The 22,073-nt window shown below is 72.2% G+C and carries 14 protein-coding genes; 8 read left to right on the top strand and 6 right to left on the bottom strand.

Translation table 11 applies throughout. The annotated features are described in order from the left end of the window. Positions 1–7,956, top strand: coding sequence for a proprotein convertase P-domain-containing protein (locus ABD126_RS25205; RefSeq protein WP_343936377.1), 7,956 nt, complete (start codon positions 1–3; stop codon positions 7,954–7,956). Here the strand turns inward: ABD126_RS25205 and ABD126_RS25200 are convergent. Further along, the gene (locus tag ABD126_RS25200) at positions 7,946–8,434 is read right to left on the bottom strand and encodes a DinB family protein (protein WP_425542882.1); all 489 of its coding nucleotides are present in this window, start codon (positions 8,432–8,434) and stop codon (positions 7,946–7,948) included. The genes ABD126_RS25205 and ABD126_RS25200 overlap by 11 nt on opposite strands. Positions 8,435–8,851: 417 nt before the next feature. Here ABD126_RS25200 and ABD126_RS25195 point away from each other — a divergent pair, with 417 nt between their 5' ends. Genes ABD126_RS25195 through ABD126_RS25185 form a run of 3 tightly spaced genes read left to right on the top strand, consistent with a single transcriptional unit; the run spans position 8,852 to position 10,861 of the window. Next, positions 8,852–9,259 carry a helix-turn-helix domain-containing protein gene (locus tag ABD126_RS25195; protein ID WP_343936375.1) on the top strand — a complete coding sequence of 136 codons (408 nt, stop codon included), beginning with the start codon at positions 8,852–8,854 and terminating at the stop codon, positions 9,257–9,259. Continuing rightward, positions 9,256–9,723, top strand: a complete 468-nt coding sequence (locus ABD126_RS25190; protein WP_343936374.1) for a M78 family metallopeptidase domain-containing protein — start codon at positions 9,256–9,258, stop codon at positions 9,721–9,723. Before ABD126_RS25195 ends, ABD126_RS25190 begins: the two co-directional genes overlap by 4 nt. Position 9,724: 1 nt before the next feature. Continuing rightward, positions 9,725–10,861 carry an MAB_1171c family putative transporter gene (locus ABD126_RS25185; RefSeq protein ID WP_343936373.1) on the top strand — a complete coding sequence of 379 codons (1,137 nt, stop codon included), beginning with the start codon at positions 9,725–9,727 and terminating at the stop codon, positions 10,859–10,861. Positions 10,862–11,216: 355 nt separating this feature from the next. Here the strand turns inward: ABD126_RS25185 and ABD126_RS25180 are convergent, their stop codons facing one another. The 4 genes from ABD126_RS25180 to ABD126_RS25160 form a co-directional block, all read right to left on the bottom strand. Further along, positions 11,217–11,735 (bottom strand): tetratricopeptide repeat protein, encoded by a 519-nt coding sequence (locus ABD126_RS25180; RefSeq protein WP_343936372.1) that lies wholly within the window; start codon positions 11,733–11,735, stop codon positions 11,217–11,219. Positions 11,736–12,706: 971 nt separating this feature from the next. Next, the gene (locus ABD126_RS25170) at positions 12,707–14,347 is read right to left on the bottom strand and encodes a RecQ family ATP-dependent DNA helicase (RefSeq protein ID WP_343936370.1); all 1,641 of its coding nucleotides are present in this window, start codon (positions 14,345–14,347) and stop codon (positions 12,707–12,709) included. 41 nt (positions 14,348–14,388) lie between these two features. After that, complete coding sequence (locus tag ABD126_RS25165; RefSeq protein WP_343936369.1) at positions 14,389–14,571, bottom strand: hypothetical protein; 183 nt, start codon at positions 14,569–14,571, stop codon at positions 14,389–14,391. Between the two features lie 474 nt (positions 14,572–15,045). Further along, positions 15,046–15,600, bottom strand: a complete 555-nt coding sequence (locus ABD126_RS25160) for a hypothetical protein (protein ID WP_343936368.1) — start codon at positions 15,598–15,600, stop codon at positions 15,046–15,048. A 303-nt stretch (positions 15,601–15,903) separates the two neighbouring features. Between ABD126_RS25160 and ABD126_RS25155 the strand changes: the two genes are divergently transcribed. The 3 genes from ABD126_RS25155 to ABD126_RS25145 all read left to right on the top strand — a co-directional run bounded on the left by ABD126_RS25155 (position 15,904) and on the right by ABD126_RS25145 (position 19,339). Next, positions 15,904–16,326 (top strand): hypothetical protein, encoded by a 423-nt coding sequence (locus ABD126_RS25155; protein ID WP_343936367.1) that lies wholly within the window; start codon positions 15,904–15,906, stop codon positions 16,324–16,326. A gap of 249 nt (positions 16,327–16,575) precedes the next feature. Further along, a complete protein-coding gene (locus ABD126_RS25150; protein ID WP_343936366.1) occupies positions 16,576–18,075 on the top strand; it encodes an IMP dehydrogenase in 1,500 nt (499 codons plus the stop codon). Positions 18,076–18,205: 130 nt separating this feature from the next. Beyond that, positions 18,206–19,339, top strand: a complete 1,134-nt coding sequence (locus tag ABD126_RS25145) for a serine/threonine-protein kinase (RefSeq protein WP_343936365.1) — start codon at positions 18,206–18,208, stop codon at positions 19,337–19,339. A gap of 16 nt (positions 19,340–19,355) precedes the next feature. On the opposite strand, the gene ABD126_RS25140 is transcribed toward ABD126_RS25145, so the two are convergent. Continuing rightward, positions 19,356–20,261 carry a glutaminase gene (locus ABD126_RS25140; RefSeq protein ID WP_343936473.1) on the bottom strand — a complete coding sequence of 302 codons (906 nt, stop codon included), beginning with the start codon at positions 20,259–20,261 and terminating at the stop codon, positions 19,356–19,358. Between the two features lie 182 nt (positions 20,262–20,443). Here ABD126_RS25140 and ABD126_RS25135 point away from each other — a divergent pair, with 182 nt between their 5' ends. After that, positions 20,444–21,778: a pentapeptide repeat-containing protein gene (locus tag ABD126_RS25135; protein ID WP_343936364.1), complete on the top strand. Its 1,335-nt coding sequence runs from the start codon at positions 20,444–20,446 to the stop codon at positions 21,776–21,778. Positions 21,779–22,073: the final 295 nt, after the last annotated feature.

Here is a 22,073-nt window from a genome sequence, read left to right as displayed (position 1 = left end):
GTGAGAACGGGAACCCGCGCACTGCGCACGACCCTCGCGGCCCTCCTGGCGGCGACCTGCCTGAGCGGCGCGGCTCAGGCAGGTCCCGCACCCACACCCCCGGCCGCCCCGACCACCTCGACGCCGCCAACCACAACCCCGCCGGACCCCTCGACACCGGCGGACCCCTCGACCCCACCGGCCGCGACCCCGCCCGCAGAGCTGGCGGCAGCCGCGGCCAAGGCCGCCCAGGACGCGGCGGTCACCCAAGCGCGCGACACCGGCAAGCCCGTCCCCGTCGACGCCCTGGGCACCGAGGACACCGAGGTCGTCGCCAACCCCTCCGGCACCCTCACCGCCACGATGTACTCCCGCCCGGTCCGCACCCGCACCGCCACCGGCTGGGCCCCGCTGTCGGCCACCGAGGCCGAAAGCCCGTCCTGGGGCGAGAAACGGCACTGGACCCTGCTGTCCCACGACACCGCCACCGGCGCGAAGGCCGCCTACTGGGACTCCCAGCACATCGGCCGCGTCGGGCGCTCGCGCGGCGACAACCTGCGCTGGCGCTCCTACTACGAGCTGAACACCTCCGCCATCGCGGGCAAGCACCTCGTCCGCGCCGAACTCCAGATCTACCAGTGGTGGTCGGAGTCCTGCGACCCGCAGCCGGTCGAGCTGTGGCACATCGGCGCCATCAGCCCCGCCACCACCTGGGGCGACTCGACCCCGTTCCTGCGCAAGGTCGCCGAGAACACCACGTCCAAGGGCTTCGACCCGGTCGCCTGCCCGCACGGCCGCATCGGATTCGACGTCCGGGACCTCATGGTCGAGGCGGCGACCGGCCGCTGGGCCACCACCACGGTCGCGCTCAAGGCCCGCGAGGACGGCGACTCCTACGGCGCCAAGGAGTTTCTGGACCGCGAGGTCGCCGAGCTGGGCCTGAAGGACTCCGTGCTGGCGGTCGTCGGCGAGTACAACGCGATCCCCGAACCCGCCTCCCAGCTCACCGTCCACGGCAAGCCGTGCGCCGAGGGCGTGCTGGTCAACTCCACCACCCCCAAGCTGTCCGCCCGCATCGACGACCCCGACGGCAAGACCGGCCGCCCGATCCGCGGCGTCTTCCGCTGGTGGGAGGACACCGGCGCGCCGCCCACCGCCGTCTCCACCGCCGCCACCGACTACGGCGAACCCCGCACCGTGGAGGTCCCCGTCCCGGCCACCCAGCCGCTGCGCGACGGCGCGACCTACCAGTTCGGCGTCACCGTGGACGACCGGCTCGACGCCGGCCCGGACCGCCCGTGGTGCCGCTTCACCGTCGACCGGACCGCACCCACCACCGTGCCCACGATCTCGTCGGCGGAGTACCCGCCCACCGGCGCGCCCGTCTACACCAAGGGTTCGTTCGTGCTCGACGCGGGCGGTGACCAGGACGTGGTCGGCTTCCGCTACGGCATCGGCCGCACGGCGTCGGCGACGATCCCGGTCACCGCCGACACGCCCGGCGGCAAGGTCGTCATCCCGTACACCGCGACCGAGTCCACCCCGCCGAACATCACGAACTCCGTGGTGGCCAAGGCCGTCGACCGCGCCGGCAACGAAGGCCCGTCGCGCACCTACAAGTTCACCGTCAGCCCGCTCGTGACCACCGCCTACGCGCACTGGAACGCCAACTCCGTCGTCGGCGGCAAACTCCTCGACACCAGCGCGAAAGCGCTGTCCACCCGCGTCGACGCGACCGTGTCCGGCCCGGTGACCACCACCAAGGACCGGCTCGGCACCCTGGCCGCGATCCACCTCGACGGCACGTCCTCGCACGCCCAGACCGCGACCCCGGTGGTCCAGCCGACCGCGCGGGGCACGTTCGGCAGCTTCACCGCCATGGCCTGGGTCAAGCTCGACCGCATGGACGACTGGGCCACCGCACTCAGCCAGGACGGCACCGTCCACAGCGGATTCGCGCTGAAGTACAACCACTTCCCGCGAAGCTGGCAGTTCGGCATGGAACGCGCGGACGGCGCCACCGACCGCGCCACCTCCACCGCCGACTCCACCGCCCTGCCCCGGATCGGCGTCTGGACCCACCTGGCCGGCGTCTACGACCACGAGGCGGGCAAGATCCGGCTGTACGTCAACGGCAGGCTCGCCGCCGAGGCCGACCACACCAGCACCTGGCACGCCGGCGGCCCCACCGCGCTCGGCCGGGCCCGGTACAACGGCGTGGCCGACGACTTCTGGCCCGGCGACCTGGACGAGCTCCAGATATACCCGTGGGCGGCGGGCGAGGCCGAGGTCAAGCACCGGGCCGGGTCGCCGTCGTTCGCGCCCACCGCCAAGTGGGCGTTCAACGAGGGCACGGGCGGCACCGGCGCGGACCTGTCCGGCAGCGGCCACACCCTGGGCCTGACCGGCGCGACCTGGGCGGCGCCGGGCCGGTCGGGGGCGGGCGCGTTGCGCCTGGACGGGCGGGAGGGCCACGCGGGCACCAGCGGGCCGGTCGCGCCCCGCGCCGCCGGCGGAACGTTCGACAGCTTCACCGTGATGGGCTGGGTCAAGCTGACCGAACTGGACAGCTGGGCGTGGGCGGTCAGCCAGGACGGCCGCCGCGACAGCGGGTTCACCCTGGGCTACTCGTCCTACCCGCGCGGCTGGAGCTTCGGCATGTCCGCCGCGGACGCCGACGGTGGCGGCGGGGACGGGTACGTGGTCGCCGACGGCACCCCGCAGGTCGGCGTGTGGACGCACCTGGCCGGCGTCCACGACCACGCAGCCGGGAGGATCACGTTGTACGTCAACGGAAAGCTCGCGAAGACCCAGGCGTACCGCAGCACGTGGTACGCCGAAGGCGCCCTGGTGGTCGGACGGGGCAAGAACGACGGCTGGCTCACCGACTTCTGGCCCGGCGAGATCGACGACGTCCAGGTGACCGCCGGCGTCCTCGGGCCGGCCGAGGTCGCCAACGCCATGGCCGGACCGACTTTCGCCGCCGGCGGCCAGTGGAGGCTGGACGACAACGCCACCGACGCGACCGGTCACGGCCACGGCCTCGCCCTGTGGAACGGCGCGTCCTGGACCGCCGGGAAGACGAACGCCGGCCTGCGCCTGGACGGCGTCTCGGGCCACGCGTACACGGCGGGCCCGGTGGTGGACCCGGCGGACAGCTTCACCGTGGCGGCGTGGGTGAAGCTGGACGCGGTGGACCGGGCGCAGACCGTGCTGAGCCAGGACGGCCCGGCCCGCAGCGGGTTCCGGCTGCACCACGACAAGGCGTGGATGTTCACCATCGCCGGCGACGGCACCGTGCCGGACACGGTCCTGAAAGGCACGACACCGCCCAGGGCGGGGGAGTGGACCCACCTCGCGGGCGTCTACGACCGGTCCAGGAACACCGTGCGGTTGTTCGTCGACGGCCGCCTTCAGGCCAGTGCGACCTACACCAGCGTCGCCCGCGCCGAGCAGGGGCTCGTGATCGGGCGCGGCCGGCACGACGGGTGGTGGGTGGACCACCTCGCGGGCGTGGTGGACGAGGTGGAGGCCCGGCCCGTCGCGCTGGAGCCGGCCGACGTCTGGGCGCTCAGCGGGGTCGTGCCCAAGGCGTTCTGGGCCAACCAGCCGGTGAAGGTCGAAGACCTCACCACGGCGGAAAGCGCTCTCGCGGTCAGCGGGCTGACCCCGGACATGCTCGCCGAGCTGAGCGTGTCCGTCGAGGTCAAGCACACCTACCGCGGCGACCTCGTGCTGCGCCTGGTCGCGCCGGACGGCACCGACTACCTGCTGGAGGACCTGCTGGGCGGCGGCGACGTGGACGACTTCGCCAAGACCTACCGGTTCAACGCCTCGGCCGAGCAGGCCAACGGCACGTGGAAGCTGCGCGTGGAGGACAAGGTCCTGGGCGACACCGGGACGCTGGTCAAGTGGGGCATCGCCGCGCCGGTGAGCAACCTCGCGCCGGTGTCCGCGCCGTGGCCGAAGATCGCCGGCAGCTCGTTCGCCGTCGGGAACAACACGACCACCGAGCGGTCGGTGACCGTGTCCGGGGTGCCGGGCAACGCGCCGAGCAACCTCACCCTCGCGCTCGACACGACGTGGAGCTGGGCGAGCGACCTGACCGTGTCCCTGGTGTCCCCGGACAACAAGGAACACGTGCTGCACAACGGTTCCCAGCCGCAACCGCCCCCGGTCGCCGACGCGTGCGGCCGGCAGCCAGACCCGTACACGCTGCGCAAGTCCTACCAGCTCAACGCGGCTGCGGCGGTCGCGAACGGCGTGTGGAAGCTGCGGATCAAGCACACCAGCACCAGTGGCGCGCCCACGGTGAACGCGTGGAGCCTGTCCGCCCCGATCAACCTGACCGCGTCGGACACCGCGCCGGACACGAAGTTCGCCAACCCGACCGACGTGGCCCTGGACGGGTACTGGACGACCAGCGCGGCCACCGTGTGCGGCCTGGCCGGCGCGATGGCCCGCGACCTGCGGATCGCCGTGGACGTGCGGCACCCGAACCGGGGTGACCTGCGGCTGGAGCTGGAGGCGGCGGAGGGCGCGGCGACGTACCTGCTGGAGGAGGTGCCCGACGGCGACACCGGGGACGACGTCCAGAAGACCTACCAGCTCCCCGGGGTGGCGCAGTTGGCCAACGGGACGTGGTACCTGAAGGTGATCGACGCCCGGGACCAGTGGGCCGGGACGATCAACGAGTGGAGCATCCAGCTGCTGCCCAGCGCGCAGGCCGAGTTCGCGGCGGGCTGGAAGGCGGAGAACACCACCGATGTGTCCATTGTGGACGACGGGTGGTCCGAGTCGCCCATCACGGTGGACAAGCCGACCGGCATGGCGCCCAAGGTGTGGCGGGTGGCCGTGGACATCAAGCACACCCACCGCGGTGACCTGGCGCTGTACCTGGAGGCGCCCGACGGCACCGGTTACCTGTTGGAGGACTTGACCGGCACGGCGGATGTCGATGACCTGGCCAAGTCGTACACGGTGAACGCGTCCTCCGAACGCGCGCACGGGGTGTGGAAGCTCAAGGTGCTGGACGCCGTGTGGGGCGATGTCGGCACGATCGACGCGTGGAGCCTGTCGGTGGTCGACTTCCCCCTGGCGCTCACCGAGACCCGGGTTCCGGTGGCCGACCTGGGCGTGGGGGAGAGCCCGCTGACCGTGGCCGGCGCCGGCAACGCCCCCAACGGCATGCAGGTGCAGGCGGCCATCACCCACCCCAAGCCCGAGCAGTTGGTGGTCACCCTCATCGCCCCGGACGCCACCCCGTACACCCTGCACGACAAGAAGACCGTCCTGCCCAAGCTGTTCCGAGTGGACGCGACCTCGGAACTCCTGAACGGCAAGTGGACGCTGCGGGTGCAGGACACCGTGTCCGGCGAGACCGGCACCATCGAATCGTGGAGCCTGGTGCTCGCCCCGGCCGTGGCCTGGCCCCAGATGCGCGGGTCGTCTTTCGCCGTGGACGCCAACGGGTCGGGAACCGGTAGCACGCGGGTCTCCGCCATCTCCGGCAACGCGCCCACCGACCTGCGCCTGACGGTCGAGACGTCGTACTACTGGGTGAGCGAACTCCAAATCGCGCTGATCGCACCGGACGGTACATCATATCTCGTACATGATCGTGCGGCGACGATGCCGGGGACGTTCACGGTGGACGCGTCGGCCGAGGTGGCGAACGGGTCGTGGAAGCTGTCCGTGGTGCGGCACAGCAGCAGCGGCGCGGTGTCGATCACCGGGTGGAGCCTGTGGTCGCCGGTGAACCAGCAGGCCACGGCCGCCGGTCCGGTGACGAAGTTCGCCAACGGCTCGGACGTGGCGCTGCCCGACGACGGTTGGTCGTCGGCGACCACGTCGGCGTGGGCGACGGGCGTGCCCGGGACGGAGGCCAAGGACGTCCGGGTGGCCGTGGACGTCAAGCACCCCAACCGCGGCGACCTGAAGCTGGAACTGCGCACCCCCGACGACGCCGCCACCTACCTGTTGGAGGACTTCCCCGACAGCGACACCGGTGACGACGTGTTCAAGACCTACCACGTGCCGGGCGTCGCGCAGCTCGCCAACGGCGGCTGGGACCTGGTCGTCACCGACCTCAAAACGGGCAACACCGGCACCGTGGACGGCTTCAGCGTCCAACTCCTGTCGAGCCCCCAGTCCACCCTGCCCGCCACCTGGCGGGTGGAGAACGGCACGGACACGTCGATCCCCGACTACGGCGTGGTCGAATCCCCGCTCACCGTCTCCGGCCTGACCGGCATGGCCCCGCGCGAGTGGGACGTCACCGTGGGCGTCAAGCACACCTACCGAGCGGACCTGGTCCTGCACCTGATCGCCCCGGACGGCACCGCCTACCTGCTGGAGGACTTCGCCGGCACCGGCGACGCGGACGACGTGTCGAAGACCTACACGTTCAACGGCTCCGCCGAATCGGCCAACGGCGTGTGGAAGCTCCGCGTCCGGGACAGGGTTTGGGGCGACACGGGCCATGTGGACACATGGAGCCTGTCCGCAGCGCCCACTGGCACACCCACGTCCGCCGTCGTGTGGCCCGAACTGCGCGGTTCATCGCTGCGCGTGGACGGCACCACCAGCGGCGTGACCGGCACGTCGTCGGTACGAGTGGCCGGCGTCCCCGGCAACGCCCCCGCCGACCTCCGCCTCTCCCTGGCCACGTCCTACTACTGGCTGACCGAATTGCAGATCACCCTGATCGCCCCGGACGGTACATCATATCTCATACATGATCACGGCAGTACGATGGCGAGCACGTTCATAGTGGACGCGTCAGCGGAGGTCGCGAACGGCCGGTGGCAGCTCTCGGTGCGCCGGGACAGCACCAGCGGCACCGTGGACATCACCTCATGGAGCCTGTGGTCGGCGGCGAACAAGCAGGCGACACCGGCCTCGCCGCCCACCAAGTGGTGGAACGGCGGCGACGTCACCATCCCCGACGACGCCTGGGCAACGGCCGAAAGCTCGGTGACGATCGCGAACGTCGCCGGCAACGCCCCGCAAGGCACGCGCGTGGCGGTGGACATCAAGCACACCAACCGCGGTGACCTCAAGCTCGACCTGATCGCCCCGGACGGCAGCGTCTACCTCTTGGAAGACATCCCCAACAACGACACCACCGATCACGTGTTCAAGACCTACCTGGTGGACGCGTCCGCCGAGAAGGCCGCAGGCACGTGGCGGCTGCGCGCGTTCGACGCGGTGACCGGCAACACCGGCACCATAGACGGCTGGAGCCTGCACCTGGGCGGCCTGCAAGCCGTGGCCCCCGGCACCGTCTTCGCGAACCGGACGCCCGTTCCCGTCGCCGACAACACCACCACCGAGTCGACCATCTCGATCACCGGCATCACCGGCCACGTCCCGCCCGGCCTGCGGGTCGCGGTGGCCATCCGCCACCCGTACCGGGGCGACCTGAAACTCGACCTGGTCGCCCCGGACGGCACCCTGTACGCCCTGGAGAACCTGACCGGCAGCAGCGACAACGACGACGTCCTGACCGAGTACGCCGTAGACGCGTCGTCGGAGCCGGCCAACGGCACCTGGCGGCTCCGGACCACGGACACCGCTCCCGGCGACACGGGCACGATCGAGTCCTGGTCCCTGACCTTCCCGGCCCCGTCGAAGCACCACACCCAGGACGACACGACCATCCCCGACAACGGGGCTCCGGTCACCAACACCATCCCGGTCACCGGCCGAACCACCCCCACCGCCCAGGTCCGCGTGGTGGTGGACATCAAGCACACCAACCGGGGCGACTTGAGGCTGGACCTGATCGCCCCGGACGGCAGCGTTTACCTGTTGGAAGACATCCCCGACAACGACACCGGCGACAACGTCCAAGCGGCCTACGTGGTGGACGCGACCGGAGAGAACCCGACCGGCGGCTGGTCCCTACGAGCCCAGGACACAGCCCCGGGCACCACGGGCACGATCGACTCCTGGAGCCTGAGCTTCAACCCTTAGCGGGACTGAGGATCTGTTCGCGCAGGATGTCCGCGTGGCCGCAGTGCTGGGCCAGCTCGCGCAGCACGTGCAGGTAGACCCAGCGCAACGGGATCGGGCCGCGGCGGTTGCCGTGGAGGAGGTCGTCCAGACCCAGGGACGCCGTCGCCCGCCGGGACGCCTCGCAGGCCTCGCGGTGCGCGCGCTGGATGGAGGCGACGGTGTCGGTGTCCGCCAGGACGAACGACTCGTCCGGCGTGGCGGGGAGACCGATCTCCGCCCGCGACCGGCAGGTCACCGCTTCGTCGAACCACACCTTCTCCACGAAGGTGGCGTGCTTGACCAGCCCCAGCAGGGTCGTCCGCGACGGCACCAACGACCGCCGCGCCTGCTCCTCGCTCAACCCGTCGAGGCAGGCGTTGAGCATCCGGCGGTGCTCGTCGAGGAACACCTCGAACTGGGCGCGGAACGGGTCGTTCAGAATGTCCTGAGTGGACACGGATGCGGTGCTGGACATGCCTGAAGCATAAATGCCCTTTATTCCAATACTCATGATTATTTCAGTGCTGATCAAAGGTCGGAATATTGCGCGGGCGGTGGGCCAAGGGCGCGGCGTGCCACCGATCGCGGAAGATCGACACGTCCCCGAGTCACCCAGCGTGCTGGGCAGCGGACCGGCGGTGTCGGGACGTTCCTCGTGTACCTCGCCCTGGTGGTCATGGCCTTGGGTGGTCCCGGCCTTCGCGGTCTTCGGTTCGCAGTCGAGGCGGCCGGTGCGGGCGCGTGGGCGTTGACGGTGGCGCCGACCGCCGGCGGGCCCGGGCGCGTCACCGAACGGTATGCTGCTCGCTGATCGGGATCAGCACAGTGATCGGCACCGGGACGCCGGTCGCGGTTCGGCACGCCGAGGAGGGTTGTGCAGGCGCCACGCTCGCTCGCGGAGAAGGTGGACTACCTCATCCGCACCGTGCACCCTCGGGACCGCAAGCCGTTCACCCACCCCGAGATCGCGACCGCCACGGGCCTGTCCACCGGGCTGCTGTCGGCGCTGCGGTCGGGCAAGAACACCAACCCGACCAAGGAGACGCTGGAGAAGCTGGCCCGCTTCTTCGGCGTGCCGGTCGCCTACTTCTTCGACGACCAGACCACCGAGCAGGTCACCACCCAGCTCGGGCTGGCCGCGGCCATGCGGGACGCGGGCATCGCGCGCGCCGCCACCCGGCTGGTCGGGTTGTCCGACGGGAGCCTGGAGGCGGTCGCCGCGCTGACCGAGCAGCTGCGCAAGCTCGAAGGGCTCGGTGACCCGGAGGCGGGGACACCGTGAGGCGCTGGTTCCCCCGCAAGCCGGAAGCAGCCGTCGCGACGTTCGAGGACGTCCACGGGCTGTGCGCGGAACTGGGGGCGCGGCGCCGGCGGCCGATCCTGCTGCTCGGCACGCCGCTGGGCGCGCTCGGCGTGTCCGGGCTGTGGCTGGCCGCCGACCACGCCGACGTCATCTGCTACGAGTCCGACACCTCCCGGCCGCACCAGGAGCACATCATCCTCCACGAGTTGGGGCACATCCTGCACGGGCACGCCCGGTCGTCGGTCGTGGCCGACGCTCTGGGCCCGCTGTTCAGCGCGTTGGAACCGGACGCGCTGCGCGTCATGCTCGCCCGCCGCCACCGCACCTTCAGCGAGCGGGAGGAACGGGAGGCCGAGGACTTCGCGTACGCGGTGCTCGCCCGGCGGCGGCGTGGCGTCGCCGACGGCCCCGCGGCCAAGCTGCTGCGCGTGCTGGGCGACTGACGTGCGCACTGCGGACCTGTTCCACATCGCCGTGCTGGTCCTGCTCGGGGCGGTGCTCGTCGTCCGGGGCAGGTCGATGCGGCGGCACCCCGGCGACCGCGGCAAGCGCGCGGTGTTCCTGGCCCTGCTGTTGCTGGAGGTCTCGTTCGCGATCGGCCTCCCGCAGCTCTACTGGGTGGTGTTCCGGGCGCTGGGTGAGGTGCCCGGGTTGCCGCAGCTGCTCCAGCACGGCGCGCTCATCGCCTCCTGCCACTTCTCCACGGCGTTCGCCCGCGCAGTGGTGGAGCGGGACCAGCCGCTGCCCCGGTGGCGGCGCTGGTGGCTGCCGGTGGCGCTCGCGCTGGTGACCGCGTGCTACGTGGCGGGACCGCTGCGGCTCGGGCGGCCGCTCGTGGGGCCGCGCGGCAGCGACGACACGTTCGTCGCCGTGTACGTGGTCAGTTGGGTGCTGTGCACTGCTGTCGCGGTGGTCGAACTGCTGTTGTTGGCGTGGCGCAACCGCGCGGTGGAGTCCACGCCGCTGCGCATCAGCATGCGGTTGGTCGGCACCGCGTGCGTGCTGTCGCTGATCCACGCCACCCACAAGGTCGTCTACCTGGTGTCGGCGGCGGCGGGCGTCCGGCTGCCGTGGGTCGAAAGCGGGCCTGACGGCGTGCAGATCATGCTGCTGGGGCCGGCGGTCGCCTGCTTCGCGGTGGGGCTCGCGGTTCCGGCGTTGTGGCCGCGCCTGGCCCGCCGGCGGCAGCGGCGGCGTCTCCGCACGGCGCTCGCCCCGCTGGCGGAGGCGGTCCGCGCCGTCCTGCCGCCCGCGCCGCGGTCCCGGGACAGCGTGCACCGGCAGGTGATCGAGATCCGGGACGCGCTGATCGGTCCGCTGCGCCCGCACCTCGACGCCGCCGTGTACGAGACCGCGCACCGGGAGGCGCTCCTGGCCGGGTGCGACCCGGACGAGGCCGCCGCGCGAGCCGAGGCGGCGTGCATCCGGGCCGCGCTGCGCGACCACGGCACCACCGTCGCCGAACCCCACGCCCCTCCTCCCATGACCTACGCCGAAGACCTCGACTCCGACGCCCGGTGGCTGGCGCGGGTCAGCGCGGCCTACCGCGCCGAGGACCGGGTGCCGGCGTCCAACGCGTGAACGCGGGGGTCGGCGCGGAGCTCGCACGAGGGTCAGCAGGCGACGGCGGGCGTCACCGGGATGACGGTCGGCTGATCGCGTGGGTTCGACGTGCGGGCGGAGTTGGCGGGCCTGAGGGTGGAGGCACGCTGGAGGTTCGATGACTCGCACGACGGTGGCGCCGGGTGGTTGACCGGTGATCGGGCACGCGTGGCCGATGATGCGGACCACGGTCGCGTTCTGCCCGTCCGCGGTGCACCTGCACGCCGGGGTGCACGACCGGCCGGGCGCGTTCGACCCTGCTGCCGGCGGTCCTCGTCACCCGCGTGGACCGCGCCCTGCACCTGGCCACGCCCAAAGCGTGGTTCGACGCCGGTCAGGCGGCCCGACTCGCCCGCGCCCCGGACGACGAACTCACCGCGAGCCTGCCTCGATCTGCGCCCGCCAGGTGGGCGATGTAGCCGAGGCTGTCCAGGACGCGGGCTTCGGCGTCCCGGTCGTCGTGCCGGCGGGTGATCTCCAGGGCTTCCGCGCAGAACCGTTGCGCCGGCTCAAGGTCGTCGACTCTCGCGGCGTACCAGCCGGCTTGGTTGAGCGCGTGCGCCTCCCTCATCGGGACGCCGAGCGTGCGCAGGACTTCCAGCGCGCTGGTGGCGTGGTGCAGGGCCGCGTGGTCGTCGCCCTGTTGTTCGCGGACCCAGGCGAGGCTCTGGTGGACGCTCGCCTGCCCGGACGGGTCGTCGGAGAGCCCGAGTGACCGTTCCAGGTGGACGGTGGCTTCGTCCAGCGCGCCGGTGCGGGCGAGGGCCGTGCCCAGTCGCCACGAGGTGAGGGCGCGGGCGTCGGGCTGTCCGCCGGCGTCGGCGGCGTCGTCGGCGGTCCGCCACACCGCCACCTGGTCGGCGATCAGGGCGCGCGTAGTGGTCGATGACGCGCAGGGCCGCGCGGGGGTCGGTGTGGGCGCGTTCGGTGGCGTAGGCGCGGACCAGGTCGTGCATGCGGTAGCGGCCGGGGGTGTGTTGGCGGATCAGGTGCCCGGTTTCGAGGTGGCGCAACAGTTCGCGGGCGCGTCGGGGCGGCACGTCCAGCGTGGCGGCGGCGGCCGACAGGGCGATGTCCGGGCCGGGCGCGGCGGCCAGCCACGTGAACGCGGTGGCGGCGGCGTCGGGCAGCACGCGGACCGAAGCGTCGAACACGGCGCGGAGGTTGGTGCCGGACCCGTCGGACCCGAGCGCCGCGACGCCGTCGCGCAGCTCGTCCACCAGCACGGACAGCGGGAACTCCGGGTGGGTGGCGGCGCGGGCCGCGATGACGCCCAGCGCGAGCGGCAGCCCGCCGCACCAGCGCAGCAGCCCGGTGACGGCGTCGGGTTCGGCGCGCAGCCGCCGGTCGGACAGGTGGCGGGCGAGCAGTTCCCGCGCCTCGGCGTCGGTGAACACGTCCAGCTCCAGCGTGGGCACGGCGTGGCTGACGGCCAGTCCGGTGAGCCGGTGGCGGGAGGTGATCAGCACGGTGCACGTGCCGCCGCCGGGCAGCAACGGCAGGACGTGCTCGCTGTCGCGGGCGTTGTCCAGCACCACGAGCAGCCGCTTGCCGGCGACCAGGCTCCGGTACAGCGCGGCCCGGCCGTCCGGGTCGTTGGGCACGGACGCGGCGGGCAGTTGGCGGGGGACCGGCGGTGGCGGGTGCGCGGGCGGTTCGCCTTCCAGGATCTGCTGGTGCAGTCCGCGCAGCTGGGGCCCGGGGTCCGCGCCGAGCTCCTCCACCAGCCGGTCGCGGACGAGCCGGTAGTGGCGCAGGCGTCGGCCTGGCGGCCCGACCGGTACAGCGCGAGGACGAGCTGGCAGGATCGGACTCCGGCCGCGGTCACTCCGGGGTGAGCAGGTCGCCTTCGGTGACCGCGGCCAACGACAGCGTCTTGTAGCCGACTTCGTCGAACAGGACGGTGAGGCGGTCCTGTTCGGTCGACATCACCACGCCCCGGCCCCACTCCTGGTGCCGGACCGGCGTGTTCGCCGGGAAAGTGGTGTCGCCGGGGGCGGGGGAGTCGTCCGGGGCCGTGTCGCAGGTGTCGCAGTTGCCGCACCGCCCGGACCGCTGCTGACCGAAGTAGCCGAGCAGGAACTGGCGGCGGCAGCCGGTCGTCTCGGCGTAGCCGCGCACCATCTCGATGCGCGACCGGACCAGGCGTTGGTGCGCCTCGCCCAGCTCGACGGCGTCGGCGACGGCCTCCTCGGGGGCGCGGCCGGAGTAGTCCAGGCGTCCGGTGTCGTCGGTGGTGACCGCTCCGGCCTGTTCGAGCAGGTTGACCGCCCTGGTGCGCTGGGCGGTGGAGGTGTCGAGTTCGTCGTCCAGGTCCTCGGGGCGGACGGGGGAGTCGTGGCCGGCGAGGGCTCGCGTGACCTGCCGCAGCGGCTCCAGCGGGGGTTTGGCGGCGGTGAGGAACTTCTGCAGGTGCAGGTCTTCGGGGCGGTAGAACAGGGTGACGGTGGCCGGGTCGCCGTCCCGGCCCGCCCGGCCGACCTGCTGGTAGTAGGAGTCCAGCGAGTCCGGGGCCGAGGCGTGCAGGACGAACCGCACGTCCGGTTTGTCGATGCCCATGCCGAACGCGGAGGTGGCCACGACCACGTCCACGTCGTCGGCGAGGAACCGCCCGTGCACCTGCTCGCGGTCGGCGGCCTTCATGCCCGCGTGGTAGCGCGCGACCCGCACCCCGGCGTCGGCCAGGTCGGCGGCGTAGCGGTCGGCGTCCTTGCGGCTGGCCACGTACACCAGGCCGCGGCGGGTCGCGGGGTCCGCGGTCAGCTCGCGGACGCGGGCGACGACGGCGGCGCGCTTGTCCGCGTCCTCGGTGAACCGCTCGACCGCCAGGCGCAGGTTGGGCCGGTCGAAGTCGCCGATCACCTCGCGGTGGTCGCGCAGGCCCAGCCGCGTCACGATGTCCTCGCGCACCGGCAGCGCGGCGGTCGCGGTCAGCGCGATCACCCGGGGGTGGCCCAGCCGTTCGACGACCTGGCCCAGGCGCAGGTAGTCGGGCCGGAAGTCGTGGCCCCAGGAGGACACGCAGTGCGCCTCGTCCACCACGAACAACGACACGCCCAGCTCGCCGAGCGCGTCGAGCACGTCGTCCTTGGCCAACTGCTCGGGCGCGAGGAACAGGTACTCGGCGTCACCCCGGCGCACCGCCCGCCACGCCTGCGTGCGCTCCCCGGCGGCCTGGCTGGAGTTGACCGCCACGGCGTCGGGCACGGCGTTGTCCTCCAGCCCTTCGATCTGGTCGTGCTGGAGGGCGATCAGCGGTGAGACGACCAGCGTCGGGCCGTCCAGCAGCAGCGCCGGCACCTGGTAGATGGCCGACTTGCCGGCGCCGGTGGGCAGCACGGCGAGCACGTCGTGCCCGGCCATCACGTGCCGCATGGCGGCCAACTGGTCCTCGTGCAGGTCCGCCCACCCGAACCGCTCCTCGGCCACGCGCTTCAACTCGGCGGTCCGCTCCCGTGCGCTCACCCGAGCCTGATACCCCGGCAGGGGTGCCGGAAACAGCCGCCCTACCCGCGTCCGCCGAACAACCGACCGACGGTGTCGGCGAACCGCCACAGCGTGACCGAGCCGTGCTCACCCGCGACCGGCGGCAGCAGGCGAACGACCTCCTCGTCCGTGGCCAGCCGGATGCGGTAGCCGGCGTCGTCGTCCCGCTCGCCCAGGCGCGCGGTCACCACGACACCGCCCACCCGGCGTTCGTACTGGTGCCGGCCACAGCGAGCCGGCGCCGAGCACGGCCACCAGGAACAGGGTCCCGACCGTCCCGCCCACGGTCACCGCCACCGACCAGACCACACGCCCCGGCAGCGTCCGCGTCAGGGGGCTCAGGCCCGGGTCCAGCGTCGCCAGCACGAGGAACATCGCGGCCGGCCCGAGCAGCGCCAACGCCGCCGCGAGCGGACTGCTCACCCCCACCGCCAGCGTCACCAGCCACCCCACCAGCACGAACGCCGGCACCGCCGTCAACCACACCGCGGCCAGGCGCAGCGCCCGGCGTCCCCCTTGACCGCCCACCCGACCCACTGTGGTCGACCCCGGCCGCGCGCGTGGGGGTTTCCGCCGACATCGCCCCGGCGCACCTGGTGCTGGACGACCGGTAGGCCCACGTCAAACGGCACGGCCTCGGCCAGGTGCGAGTGGCTGCACGTCGACTTCGATACGGGTCAGCCGAACGCGATCGCACCCGCCGCCGAGCCCGAGTCCAAGCCCCACGGGCACGACGAGACGTCACTGGTCGGCGACCCCTCGGCGGTGACGTCGCGCCCCGGCAGCACCGGGCTGTCGGCGGTGGTGTGGCCGGTCAGCACCTTCCCGATGTCGTCGATGACGACGCGGGTCGTGCCGACTGTTCGCCCGGTCCGGCCGTCGCCGTCGTACCAGGTGATGTCCACCGTGCCGCTGACCGCGCCGATGCCCGTGCAGGACGTCTCGGTCCCCGAACCGGTCACGGTCACGCGCGCGGACTTCAGGGTCGGGTGGGAGCCGTTCTTCGAGCCGCACCCGTCCAGGGCGCCCGTGCCGGTCGCGTTGATGGTCTTGGGCCGCCAGTTGATGCTCGGCTCGAACCTCAGGTCCACCGCGCCACGGCACACCACACTCGCGTCGTCTTCGGACAGACGCGCCCCGCGATCGTCGTCCCCGCACGACACCGCCCCGGTGGCGAGGGCGACGGCGGCGAGGGGAACCGTGATGCGGCGGTGTGACCAGGTGGAGTTCATCGCTGCGCTCCTTGGCGTCGAGGGTCGCTGCACCGAGCCTGCCCCGATTCGGTTCCACTGTGGACGCGACATCACCGTCCGAGGCCACGAATCCACCCGGCAGGTGTCCAGCACCCGGCGGAGGTTGCGGTACGTCCTCGGCACACCCGCTCGATCGAGACCACCGGCTTACCTCGGACAGGTCACCAGGGGGCGGGGTGAGTCGATACGGGTCAACTGTGATCACTTGATCATGAGGGTTGCTCGCATGTTTACTGCCTCGGCACACCCGTTCGGGTGTACTGGGGCACTTAAGGGAGTACTGTGCGTTACATCATCAAGGCGCTGACGTCGATGGCCCTCGCGCTGGCCGTCATCGTCGGCGTCGGCGCGTCGCCCGCGTTCGCGGAGTCGTACGCGAGCTACGACATCTACGAGACCAACGGCACGAAGCACGCGCGCGTCTGGGGCACCATCACCTGGAAGAGCTGGAACAGCTTCAACATCGCCAAGGCCAACATCTCCGACCTGGCCTGCGACAGCCAGCCGGTGTTCTGGTACATCGACGTGGACTACCGCTGGACCGGCACCAAGCGCTTCCACAACGCCGGCTGCAACACCTCGACCTACTGGTCGAACGTGGGCGCCAGCGACATCGAGGGCATCCGCACCATCGTGATCTACGTGTGCCGTGACACGTTCATCCCGGAGTGCGACAGCAAGGCGTTCAGCAACCCGCTGCGGTGAGCCGGAGGTGGGGAGGCACACCGCCTCCCCACCCCTCACAGCGGCACGTCGCGTTGGTCGGGTTCGGCCCGCCCAAGCCACCGAGCCCCGGGGCCGTGCGCGAGCGGGGTCGGCCGGTCGAAGTGGCGCGCCGGTGCCGGTCGCCGGAGGGCCAGCGCCGCGACCGGCCCGACGGCAGCGGTGTGGAAGGCTGTGGACTCGTGGTGGAGTCCGGGGTCTCCCGGCACGGCGGATGCGGAGAGAGCGCTCGTGGTCGAGATCGTCGCTGGTGTGTCGCGCACGTTCAACGAATTCCTGTTGCTGCCCAACCGGACGACGGCGGACTGCACACCCGCGAAGGTCGACCTGGGCACCGGGCTCGTGCGCCACCCGGTGGGCGAGGCGGCGGCGATCCGGTTGTCGGTGCCCTTCACCTCCGCGATCATGCAGGCGGTCAGCTCGCCGCGGCTGGCCGTGGCGCTGGCCCGGTCCGGCGGGTTGAGCTTCCTGCACCACAACCAGTCCGTGGACGCCCAGGCCGACGCCGTGCGGTTCGTGAAGAACTTCAAGGCCGGGTTCGTGGTCAGCGACACCACCGTCCGCCCGACCGACCCGCTGCGCCGCCTCGTCGCCCTGATGAAGGCCACCGGGCACAACACCGCCGCCGTCACCGAGGACGGCTCGCCGCACGGCCGGTTCGTCGGCCTGGTCACCTCGCGCGACTTCCACGTCGACCGCCACGACCTGGACCTCCCGGTCGCCGACCGGATGCGCCCCGCCGACGCGCTGGTGTGCGGCAAGGACGGGATCACCCTGTCCGAGGCCAACACCCTGCTGTGGGAGGAACGCCTGGACTGCCTGCCGGTCGTGGACGGCGCCGGGCACCTCCAGCACCTGGTGTTCCGGTCGGACTACGCCGAGCACAAGCAGTTCCCCGGCGCGGTGACCGACGCGGCGAAGCGGTTCCGGGTCGGGGCCGGGGTCAACACGCACGACTACCGCGAGCGGGTGCCGGCGCTGGTCGCCGCCGGGGTGGACGTGCTGTGCCTGGACTCCTCCGACGGCTACAGCGACTGGCAGGCCGAGGCGCTGCGCTGGGTGAAGCGCGAGTTCCCCGGCGTGCCGATCGGCGGCGGCAACGTCGTGGACGGCGAGGCGTTCCGGTTCCTGGCCGACGCCGGCGCGGACTTCGTCAAGGTCGGCATCGGCGGCGGGTCGATCTGCATCACCCGCGACCAGAAGGGCATCGGGCGCGGGCAGGCCAGCGCGGTCATGGACGTCGCCCAGGCCCGTGACGCCTACGCGCGGAGCACGGGGGAGTACGTGCCGATCTGCTCCGACGGCGGCCTGCTGCACGACTACCACATGGCGCTGGCCCTGGCGATGGGCGCGGACTTCGTGATGATGGGCCGCTACTTCGCGCGGTTCGACCAGTCGCCGGGCAAGAAGGTGCGCATCGGCGGCTCGGTGTTCAAGGAGTACTGGGGCGAGGGTTCCAGCCGGGCGCGCAACTGGCAGCGCTACGACCAGGGCGAGGACAAGCTGCACTTCGAGGAGGGCGTGGACGGCTACGTGCCCTACGTCGGCGACCTGGGCGACGCCCTGGCCCTGACCGTCGCCAAGATCAAGGCGACGATGGCCTCCTGCGGCGCGGCGACCATCCCGGCCTTCCAGGCCACCGCCCGCGTGACCCTGGTGTCCGAGCAGAGCTACCAGGAGAACGCCGCCGCGGTGGCCGTCCGTGACACCGCCGACACCACCCTCGACTGACCACCGCCGCGTCGGGACCCGCCACCGCGACGGTGTCCCAGATCGTGGACGGTCGTTTCGGCGGCCCGGTCGTGGGGCACTTGATGTCGGAGCCGCCCCCACGACCGGAGGGATCACAGTGTCACGGTCGGTGAGCGAGAACGTGTTGGCCGGGCGCTACCGGCTCGACGAGCGGATCGGTGGCGGCCGGACGGCCGAGGTCCACCGCGGCTGGGACACGCTGCTCAAGCGGCACGTCGCGGTCAAGGTGTTCCCCGCCGCGCCGGACGCCGAGACGGCCCGCCGGTTCGACGACGAGGTGCGCACGCTGGCGGCGCTGTCCCACCCCGGCCTGGTCGCGGTCTACGACGCCGACACCGACGCCGGCCGGCCGTTCGTGGTGATGCGGCTGGTCGAGGGCCACACCCTGCGCGAGGAGATCGACCGCGGCCCCATGCCGCCGGACCGCGTGCGCCGCGTGGGCGCGGACGTCGCCCAGGCCCTGGCCCACGCCTACGAGCACGGCGTGGTCAACCGCGAGATCAAGCCGTCGAACGTCCTGCTCGACGACAAGGGCGACGCCCACCTCGCCCCCGAGCAGGGGACGGGCCCCGAGGTGGACGTCCACGCCCTGGGCCTGGTCCTCCTCGAATGCCTGACCGGCGGGCGCGACCGGACCGCCCTCCCGGAGCACGTCCCCGCCGACCTGCGCGACCTGCTGACCAGGATGACCGCCCCACCGCCCGCCGACCGCCCCACGCCCCGGGAGTGCGCGCTCGCCCTGTCCGCCGCGGCCGCTCCCGCGAGGCCCGTTCCCGTCGACTCCCCGACGGCCGACACCGTGGTCATCCCCAAGCAGCGCACGGTGTGGAAAGCCCTCGCCGGCTCGACCGTCGCGCTCCTGACGGCGATGGCCGTCACCACGGCGCTCAACTCCACCCCGGCCTCCACGGGCAACGACCCGGCCGCCCCACCCGCGGCCCCCGAACCCGCCGCGCAACCCACCTCCGGTGCACCGCGACCCGAAGCCGGCCAACCGCAACCCCCGGCCGTAGCGGTCCTGGCCCCGCAGAAGACCACGTCGGACGCACCCGGCCCCACCACCGCCCAACCCACCACGCCGCCACCCACCACGGCGCGCCCCACCTCGGTCCCGACGACGGGGGAGCGCCCGGTCACGACCACCCCGGACGCCCCCACGACCGAGCCGGAGCCGACCACCACACCGGCTCCCACCACCGAGAGCAGCGTCGACGCGACCGAGGACCCGTCCACCCGGCCGTGACCTCGTCGGTGCCGGGTCAGAACACCGAGAGGCCGGTCAGCGTCGTGAACCGGTCCAACGCGTCCACACCCGCGACCGAGTTGCCGTGCCGGTCCAAAGCCGGGCTCCACACGCACAGCGTGCACCGCCCGGGAACGACCGCCAGGATCCCGCCCCCGACACCGCTCTTGCCCGGCAACCCCACCCGGAACGCGAACTCGCCCGCCGCGTCGTACGCCCCGCACGTCAACATGATCGAGTTGATCCGCTTCGCCGCACTGCGGTCCAACAACCGCGACCCGTCGCCGCGCAGCCCGTGCCGCGCCAGGAACAGGCCGGCGGCGGCCAGGTCACGGCAGCTCATCGCGATCGAGCACTGCCAGAAGTAGTGCTCCAACACTTGCTCGACCGGGTTCTCCAGGTTGCCGTAGCTCGCCATGAAGTGCGCCAGCGCCGCGTTGCGGTCACCTCGCGCCGCCTCCGACCGCGCCACGCCGGCGTCGAAGTCGATCGCCGGATTGCCGCTTTCAGCACGCAACAACTCCAGCACCGCACCCCGCGCGTCCCCGGTCAGCGTCAACAGCCGATCGGTCACCACCAGCGCACCGGCGTTGATGAACGGGTTGCGCGGAATCCCGTCCTCGTGCTCCAACTGCACCAACGAGTTGAACGGATTCCCCGACGGCTCCCGCCCCACCCGCGCCCACAACGAGTCGCCACCGGCCAACGCCAGCGCCAACGAGAACACCTTCGACACGCTCTGGATCGAGAACGGCACCTCCCAGTCCCCGACCCCGAGCACCTCACCGTCCACTCCGGCCACGGCGAACCCGAACGCGGCCGGATCCACGCCGGACAACGCCGGGATGTAGTCCGCCACCCGCCCCACCGCACCCGCCCGCGGCCCGACCTCGTCGGCGATCTCCCGCAACACCGACAACAACCGCCGCGCCGCACCGGCCGCCACATCCTCGATCGTCACAACAGCTCCCGGTGGTGTCCGCAGGCCTCGCACTTTCCGGCGGGCCATCCTCGCACGTCGGCGGACGTCCCATCGGATCCGGGAACGGGTCGGATGACGCGAACCCACGCCATCGGCGCGGTCCCGGCCCGTAGCCTCTACCCGTGCTCAAGAGGAGCGGCGCCCGGAGAGGTCGCCCACCCGCGTCGCGCCCGTTGGGGATGTCGCTGCTGCCGCTGCACGTCGCGTTGGCGGTCCTGATCGGGTTGGTCATCACGGCCGGCTCCGCGTTCGCCATGTGGTGGTGGCTGCTCGGTCATCCCCCGCTGGCGCCGGCCGCCCCGGTCGACTTCAACGCCGAGAGCCGCTACCGGCTGCTGACCATCGCGTTGACGGTCACCGGTGGCATCGGCGGGGTGACCGCGCTGGTCATCGCCTACCGCAAGCAGCGCCTCGGCGAGGCGGACCACGCGCGTGAGGACACGAGGCTGTTCAACGAGCGCTACGCCCGCGTCGCCGAGCAGTTGGGCTCCGACAAGGCCGCGGTGCGGCTCGCCGGCGTGTACGCGATGGCCGACCTGGCCGACGACTGGGCGATCCGCCGCCAGGTGTGCATCGACGTGTTCTGCGGGTACCTGCGGCTGCCCTACCGGCCACCGGCGGGCGACGAGTCCGACGACGACCGCGCGGCGCGGGAGGAACGGCAGGTGCGCCTCACCGTCATCCGGCTGATCCGGGACCACCTGCGGCCGGGGGCGGCGGTCGGCTGGAACGGGCACGACTTCGACTTCACGTCGGCGGTCTTCGACGGCGGCGACTTCAGCGGCGCGGTGTTCGACGGCGGCTCGGTGTCGTTCCGGTCGGCGCGGTTCGTCGGCGACGTCTCCTTCCGCGGCGTGGTGTTCGCCCAAGGCGCCGAGGTCTCCTTCGACGACGCGGTGTTCGACGGCGCGAAGGTGTCGCTCATCGGGGCCGCGTTCGCCGGCGGAGAGGTGTCGTTCGGCACCTCGGACTTCCGCTCCGGCACAGTCGACCTCTCCAAACCCGCCCAATGGCGACGCCCGCCGGTGCTCGACCTGGAGAAGGCGGGCTCGGTGGTGGTGCTGCCACCCTTCGACCAACTGCTGCGCGCCGTCCTCAACCACCCGTCCGTCGTCCGGGTCGACCCGGTCAACCCGGGCAAACGGGCGGTGGCGATACGGAAAGCGCACGCCATACCCGACCAGGAGGAGTTGATCGGCTACCTGGGACGGGTCGCGTTCACCGACCGGCGCATCCACGTCGGCCACGAGTTCGAGATCCCCTACGCCGAGACCGGGGCGGTGACGTTCACCTGGCACACCGAGACGGTGGGCGACGGCAGCGATCAAGGCCCCACCGCGAGCGAAGTCACCTACGGCAAAATCCACTACCGGGGCTTCGAGGAACGGCTCTACGAACGCGACGGCGTCCTGGCGGAGCTGATCCGGGCGATCAGCCGACTTCCCCGCTCCGGGTAACCGCTGCACCGCGGCCACCACCGGCTGTGGCGTGTTCGCGGGTGCACTCCCAGATGACCGTTGCGCTGTACGGGCTTGGGAGGCAGCCGCCCAGCGGTTCGCCGACGGGCGCTGGTCCCCGTCGAGGAGGGTGCACGGCATGTCGAGGAGCCGGTTGTTCCTGTTGTGGTCGCTGCTCGCGATCATGGGGGCGGCGCACCGCCGCAACCGCGGCGACGACGGTGGTGGCGCGGACTTCTTCGACTGAGGCCGACCCGCCGGGCACGGTGAACGGCGGCGTGCACCGGCGGGCTGG

This window comes from Saccharothrix mutabilis subsp. mutabilis (genome assembly GCF_039521145.1).
In the GTDB taxonomy this organism is placed as follows: Bacteria; Actinomycetota; Actinomycetes; order Mycobacteriales; family Pseudonocardiaceae; genus Actinosynnema; species Actinosynnema mutabilis.
This window is presented reverse-complemented; position numbering and strand designations above follow the sequence as displayed.